This window comes from Brevundimonas sp. (assembly GCF_023259385.1).
Taxonomy (GTDB): domain Bacteria; phylum Pseudomonadota; class Alphaproteobacteria; order Caulobacterales; family Caulobacteraceae; genus Brevundimonas.
In genome coordinates this window covers 1-6,203 of sequence record NZ_JAHFPF010000215.1, presented here as the reverse complement: position 1 = coordinate 6,203, position 6,203 = coordinate 1, and the positions used below count along the sequence as shown (strand labels likewise).

Genomic DNA, 6,203 nt, shown 5'->3' with positions numbered 1-6,203 from the left:
CCTGGCGCGCGCAGATCACCGCGAGCAGGGTGATGAGCGCCGCGACGATGACCGCCCCCGGTCTGCTCTCCAGGATGGGAACGAACAGGTAGTACCAGCCGGTGAAAACCAGCGCGCAGAAGATCAGCAGCACCACCCAGGTGAAGATGGTCGCGACCGTGCGATTGCCCAAGAAAGCGCCCACGTCTCCCCCCGAGAAGCGGCTAAAAATCGGCGATTTTACCGACCCATGTTCGAAGAACATTGGATACTGCAATCATTTGGTCAAGGGGAAAAGACGACCATTGGCTGCACTGCGCCGCTGACGGAAACGATCCTGGGTTGATCCGGGAGGGCGCCCCCGCGACCGGCATGAACCGCCTCCCTGCAGCGGACCTTCTCAACGGCTGCAGCGAATCAACAGGCGGCCCCAGCCGCCTCTCACCTTCCCGATTGCGCCCCCACATGGCTCCGCTAAGGTCCCCCCGCATCACAACAGGACCGTAACCTCATGCGTCTTCGCTCGATCTCGCTCGCCGCCATTCTGGCGATGATGGCTCCCGTCACGCCCGTGCTGGCCCAGACCTCCATCGCGCCGACCGCCGCCGCGCCCCAGGCCGCCGAGCTGCGCGCCGCGCCGGTGTCGCAGCTGGTCTCCGAGGTCAACATTCCGTGGAAGCGCTTCACCCTGGACAACGGCCTGACGGTGATCGTGCATGAGGACCGCAAGGCCCCCGTCGTGGCCGTGTCCGTCTGGTACAACGTCGGCTCCAAGGACGAGCCCGCCGGTTCGACCGGCTTCGCCCACCTGTTCGAGCACCTGATGTTCGGCGGGTCCGAGAACGCGCCGGGCAGCTATCTGGGCCGCATGCGGAACCTGGGGCCGTCGAACCTGAACGGCACCACCTGGTTCGACCGCACCAACTATTTCGAGACCGTCCCGACCCCGGCGCTGGAAACGGCCCTGTATCTGGAAAGCGACCGCATGGGCTATCTGCTCGGCGAGGTCGGCCAGGACGTGCTCGATCTGCAGCGCGGCGTCGTCCAGAACGAGAAGCGCCAGGGCGACAACGAGCCCTACGGCCTGTTCGAATACGCCCAGCTGGAAGCCCTCTTCCCCGAAGGCCACCCCTACCGCCACTCCACCATCGGCTCGATGGCCGACCTGGACGCCGCCAGCCTGGAGACGGTGCGCAACTGGTTCCGCGACAACTACGGCCCGAACAACGCCATCGTCGTCCTGTCCGGCGACATCGACGAGGCGACCGCCCGTCCGCTGATGCAGCGCTACTTCGGCGCCATCCCGCGCGGCCCGGTCAACACCCCGGCCGAGGCCGACGTCCCGACCCTGGCAGCCCCCATCGTCGCCACCATGCATGACCGGGTGGCCAACACCCGCCTGACCCGCAGCTGGGCCGTGCCCGGCCTGCTCAGCGACGACGCCGTGCCGCTGGCCGTGGCGGCCCAGGTGCTGGGCGGCCTCGCCTCCTCGCGCCTCGACAACCAGCTGGTCCGCGACGAACAGACCGCCGTCTCGGCCTCCTCGTCGCTGTCGGACTTCCACCGCGTCGGCATGTTCGACATCTCGGTCGACGTGAAACCGGGCCAGGACGCCGCCGCCGTCGGCCGCCGCCTGGACGCCATCATCGCCGACTTCATCGCCCACGGCCCGACCGAGGAAGAGGTCTCCCGCGTCGCCACCCAGTACGTCGCGCGCCGCATCCAGGCCCTGGAACAGGTGAACGGCAAGGCCAACGTCCTCGCCGAAGGCCAGCTCTATGCGGGCGATCCGGACCACTACAAGAAGGAGCTGGCCGAATACGCCTCGGTCACCCCGGCCCAGGTCACCGCCGCCATGCAGCGCTGGCTGACCCGTCCGGTCTACGACCTGACCATCGCCCCGGGCGAACGCGAAGCCTATGAGGAGGCCGCCGCCGCCCCGTCGGGCGCGACCCCGGTCCCGGCCGCCGAGATCCAGCGCGTCGCCCGCGAGCCCATGCCCGAGATCGGCCAGGTGCCGGACCTGCGCTTCCCGGCCGTCGAGCGCGCCGCCCTGTCGAACGGGATCAAGGTCGTCTACGCCCGGGTCGCCACCGTGCCGGTGACCCGCGTCTCGGTCGAGTTCGACGCCGGCTACGCCGCCGACCGCGCCGACCGCCTCGGCGCCCAGGCCATGATGCTGGACCTGCTGGACGAGGGCACCACCACCCGCGACGCCAACCAGCTGGCCCAGGAAGAGGAACGTCTGGGCGCCTCGGTCAACGTCGGCGCCACCATGGACCGCACCTCGGCCGACCTGTCGACCGTCACCGCCAACCTGGCGCCGGGCCTGACCCTGCTGGCCGACGTGGTGCGCAACCCGGCCTTCGCCCCGTCCGAGATCGAGCGCATCCGCGCCACCCGCCTGGCGGGCCTGGCCAGCGAGCGCACCAACCCCGGCGCCATCGCCGCCCGCGCCCTGCCGCCGCTGATCTATGGCGAAGGCAGCCCCTACGGCCGCTCCTTCACCGGCTCGGGCGACACGGCCACCATCACGGCCCTCAGCCGCGCCGACCTGGTCGCCACCCATGACGCCTGGATCCGTCCGGACAACGCCACGGTCTTCATCGTCTCCGACCAGCCCCTGTCCGCGGTCCTGCCCCAGCTGGAAGCCGCCTTCGGCGACTGGCGCGCGCCCGCGACGGCCAAGGGGACCAAGGACTTCACCGCCGCTGTTCCGGCCACCACCAGCCGCATCGTCCTGATCGACCGCCCGCAGTCGCCGCAGTCGCTGATCTACGGCGGCGCGGTCCTGCCGGTCTCGGGCACCGACGACCTGCTGGCGCTCAACGCCGCCAACGTGACGCTGGGCTCGGACTTCCTGTCGCGCATCAACTCGGACCTGCGCGAGACCAAGGGCTGGTCCTACGGCGTGCGCGGCGGGGTCAACGCCCTGCAGCACCGCGTGCCCTACATCGTCAACGCTCCGGTCCAGGCCAACCGGACCGGCGACTCGCTCGCCGCCCTGATCGCCCAGTACGACCGCTTCCTGCAGACCGACGGCGTCACGCCGACCGAGCTGGAGCGCACGATCAACGGCAACACCCGGTCGCTGGCTGGCGGCTTCGAGACCTCGGGCCAGATCCTCGGCGCCCTGCGCTCCAACGCCCTGTACGGCCGTCCGGACGACTACCAGACCACCCTGGCCAGCCGCACCCGCGCCCTGACCGCGGCCCAGATGGACGCCGCCGCCCGCCAGGTCATCCACCCCGACCAGTTCGTCTGGGTCGTGGTCGGCGACGCGTCGGTGGTGAGGCCGCAGCTGGAGGCCCTCGGCCTGCCGGTCGAGGTGCGCGAGACGCGGTAAGAACCCGGTCACCCCTCCATCCCCGGGCCGCTCCGGGGATGGAGGCGGCGGCCCGGACCGCCTCAGGCGTGCCGGCTGTGGTGCCGCTCGGCCATGTACCGACCCGGAGACGTGCCCAGCGTCTTGCGGAACATCGTCACGAAGCTGGGCATGCTCTCGTAGCCCAGGTCGGTGGCCACCTGCTGGATCGACGCCCCGTCGGCCAGCCATTGGACCGCCAGAATGATCCCGAGCTGCTGACGCCAGCGCCCGAAGCTCATGCCCGTCTCGCGGCTGATCAGGCGCACCAGCGTGCGCTCGCTCAACCCCACCCGCCTCGCCCATCCCTCCAGCGTGCCGCGCTCGGACGGCGTCGCCATCATCAGTTCGGCCATGGCGCGCAGCCGCGGATCGGTCGGCATGGGCAGGTGCAGGTCCTCGACCCGGGCCCCCGCGATCTCATCCAGCAGCACCGCGACCATCCGCGAGGCCGCGCCGCCTTCCTCATAGAGCAGCGGCAGATGCGCCGCCCGGACCAGCAGTTCACGCAGCAGGGACGTCACCGATACGGTGCAGCAGGCTTGCGGCAGCCGCACCTCCACGTCGGACGCGACGAAGGCGGTGCAGCCCTCCAGCACGCCGGTCGCCTTGATGGCGTGCAGCGCGTCGCCGGGAATCCAGACGGCGCTGCCCGGCGGCACGATCCACAGGCCGCCCTCGATCTCGACGCTGAGCGCCCCGCGCTGCACCAGAAGCATCTGCCCCTTGGCGTGGCGATGCATGTCCAGTTCGAACTCGCCCATGCCCTTTGACGAGACGCCGTAGACGACGACGGGCCGCGGCACCTCGTCAGGCTCCACCCAATCCGTTTCAGGGGATGCGTCCGTCAGAATGGGCATGGCGACGCCCTCCACGGGTTTGGCGCAAATGAATAATAATCAGTCCAGGCGTGGGAATGACGCCACGCCAGCCTCCCGGTACCCCTTCGCCATTGATCCGTCGAGGTCGCTTGGCCTCATCATTGGAGAAGGACGTCTCGTGGACGCTTTCAGCACCGGTCGCGTAGCCGAAACCTTGGGCGACCATCATCAGGACGCCGAACCGGCTGGCCGCGCGGGTCCCGGCCCAGCCCCTCTGGCTCCGAAGCCGTGCCCGGAAGGCCGTCTCGGCGGCATGCTGCGCCGCCTCCTCATGCGCCGCGCCACCGTCACGGCCTGCGAGCCGGTCGCCGAAGGCTTCCGCCTGATCACCCTGGAGAGCCCGGATTTCCGGAGCCTCGAATGGACCCCGGGCGACAAGCTTCAGATCGCGATGGGGTCCGTCTTCGTCGCCCGAACCTATACGCCGATCGAGTGGGACGCTGAGGCGGGCCGCACCCGCATCCTCGCCTACGCCCACGGGGCCGGGCCGGGCAGCGACTGGATCCGCGACCTGAAGGCGGGCGACGCCTGCGACGTCTTCGGCCCTCGCGCCTCGCTGGACGTCAGCTGGATTCCCGGCCCCGTCTTCCTGTTCGGGGACGAGACCGCCTTCGGCCTCGCCGCGGCAATGCGTCGGCAGGGCTATGCCGACAAGGTCGAATTCGTATTCGAGGTCAATGACATGGCCCAGACCCGCCGCGTTCTCGGTGCCCTGGATTTCCGGGCCTTCAGGCCGGTCGAGCGTCAGCCCGACGACGGCCACCTCATGGAGATCGAGACCCGCCTACCCGCGCTGGCCGCCTCCGGCGTCACCTTCGTCCTCACCGGCCGGTCGGTCGCGATCCAGCGCATGCGGCGCGCGTTGAAGCGGCTGGAGCTTCCGGTGGAGCGGTTGATGACCAAGGCCTACTGGGCGCCCGGCAAGGCCGGCCTCGACTGACGGAACGCTCCCGCTGGGCTACAAGCGCCCCATGCCCTCCATCCTCTTCGTCTGCCTCGGCAACATCTGTCGCTCGCCCCTCGCCGAAGGCGCCCTGCGCGCCGAGGCCCAGCGGCTCCGCCTCGACCTGATCGTCGACTCCGCCGGCACCGGGAACTGGCATGCCGGCGAGCCGCCGGATGAGCGCGCCCAACGAACCGCCCTCAGGCACGGCGTCGACATCTCGGCCCTGCGCGCCCGTCAGGTGCGCCCCGCCGACTTCCGCCGCTTCACCCACGTCATCGCGCTCGACCACGAGAACCTGGCCAACCTCAGGAAGCTGGCTCCCGCCGACTCCGTCGCCGAACTCAGCCTGCTGCTCGACCACGTCCCGGGCCGCGCGGGCCAGGCCGTGGCCGATCCGTGGTTCGGCGACGAGGCGGGCTTTGACGTGACCTGGGAGGACGTGACCGCCGCCGCCCGCGCCCTGGCCGCCGGCTTCAGCCGCGGCCGGTGATCTTGCGCCAGATCCGCTTGCGCGCCTCGAACACCGAGACGCCCAGGGCGGCGGCGCTGATCCAGAAGGTCGCCTCGGTCGCCACGGCGGCGACCACCGCCAGGATCAGCCGGGTCGTCTTGCCGACTTCGAGGTACAGCCCGACCCCCAGCGCGACCCAGCCGCAGACGGCGCACACCCCCAACAGGGCGGCCAGGGTCCAGAGGAATTTGCGCCCCTTGCGAACCCCGGACGGGGCGGCGGCGACGGTCTCGGGGATGGGATCGGCGGACATGGACGGCGGCTCCTTCAAAAAACTCGGTCCTGATCCGAAAGTCCCGCCCGCTTTCGGAGTCTTTCAGACCGAGGGCGATGTTTCGGATCGCCGCCGATGAGGGGCGCCGGTTTGGGCAGGGATCAGGGGTTCGAGGCGCTGGTCGCCGAGCACGGCCCGATGCTGCGCCGCATCGCCGGCAGCTACGAAGCTGATCCGGAGGTCCGGCGCGAGCTGGAGCAGGACATCCTGCTGGCCGTCTGGCGCGCCCTGCCCCGCTTCCGGGGCGA

General features: G+C 70.3%; 7 protein-coding genes. 4 read left to right on the top strand and 3 right to left on the bottom strand.

Annotation, left to right across the window (positions count from 1 at the left end):
* Positions 1–244, bottom strand: a 244-nt coding sequence (locus Q0C81_RS14655; protein ID WP_291839483.1) for a hypothetical protein, incomplete at its 3' end; no start/stop codon positions are given.
* Positions 245–490: 246 nt separating this feature from the next.
* On the opposite strand from Q0C81_RS14655, the gene Q0C81_RS14650 reads away from it, so the two are divergent.
* A complete protein-coding gene (locus Q0C81_RS14650; RefSeq protein ID WP_291839479.1) occupies positions 491–3,325 on the top strand; it encodes a pitrilysin family protein in 2,835 nt (944 codons plus the stop codon).
* A gap of 62 nt (positions 3,326–3,387) precedes the next feature.
* Here Q0C81_RS14650 and Q0C81_RS14645 read toward each other — a convergent pair whose 3' ends face one another.
* Positions 3,388–4,203, bottom strand: a complete 816-nt coding sequence (locus tag Q0C81_RS14645; protein ID WP_291839476.1) for a helix-turn-helix transcriptional regulator — start codon at positions 4,201–4,203, stop codon at positions 3,388–3,390.
* A gap of 274 nt (positions 4,204–4,477) precedes the next feature.
* Between Q0C81_RS14645 and Q0C81_RS14640 the strand changes: the two genes are divergently transcribed.
* Positions 4,478–5,164, top strand: a complete 687-nt coding sequence (locus Q0C81_RS14640) for a siderophore-interacting protein (RefSeq protein WP_291839473.1) — start codon at positions 4,478–4,480, stop codon at positions 5,162–5,164.
* Positions 5,165–5,195: 31 nt separating this feature from the next.
* A complete protein-coding gene (locus tag Q0C81_RS14635) occupies positions 5,196–5,660 on the top strand; it encodes a low molecular weight protein-tyrosine-phosphatase (protein WP_291839468.1) in 465 nt (154 codons plus the stop codon).
* Here Q0C81_RS14635 and Q0C81_RS14630 read toward each other — a convergent pair.
* On the bottom strand, positions 5,644–5,934 hold the full coding sequence (locus tag Q0C81_RS14630) for a hypothetical protein (protein WP_291839466.1): 291 nt from the start codon (positions 5,932–5,934) through the stop codon (positions 5,644–5,646). The genes Q0C81_RS14635 and Q0C81_RS14630 overlap by 17 nt on opposite strands.
* A gap of 96 nt (positions 5,935–6,030) precedes the next feature.
* On the opposite strand from Q0C81_RS14630, the gene Q0C81_RS18320 reads away from it, so the two are divergent.
* Positions 6,031–6,203: RNA polymerase sigma factor (locus tag Q0C81_RS18320; protein WP_367118026.1), on the top strand; the 173-nt coding region annotated here is incomplete at its 3' end.

What these genes read in the sequence shown, in the direction of transcription:
- Q0C81_RS14650 (WP_291839479.1), top strand. Translation starts at nt 491, where the DNA reads ATGCGTCTTCGCTCGATCTCGCTCGCCGCCATTCTGGCGATGATGGCT.
- Q0C81_RS14645 (WP_291839476.1), bottom strand. Translation starts at nt 4,203, where the DNA reads ATGCCCATTCTGACGGACGCATCCCCTGAAACGGATTGGGTGGAGCCT.
- Q0C81_RS14630 (WP_291839466.1), bottom strand. Translation starts at nt 5,934, where the DNA reads ATGTCCGCCGATCCCATCCCCGAGACCGTCGCCGCCGCCCCGTCCGGG.
- Q0C81_RS14640 (WP_291839473.1), top strand. Translation starts at nt 4,478, where the DNA reads ATGCTGCGCCGCCTCCTCATGCGCCGCGCCACCGTCACGGCCTGCGAG.
- Q0C81_RS14635 (WP_291839468.1), top strand. Translation starts at nt 5,196, where the DNA reads ATGCCCTCCATCCTCTTCGTCTGCCTCGGCAACATCTGTCGCTCGCCC.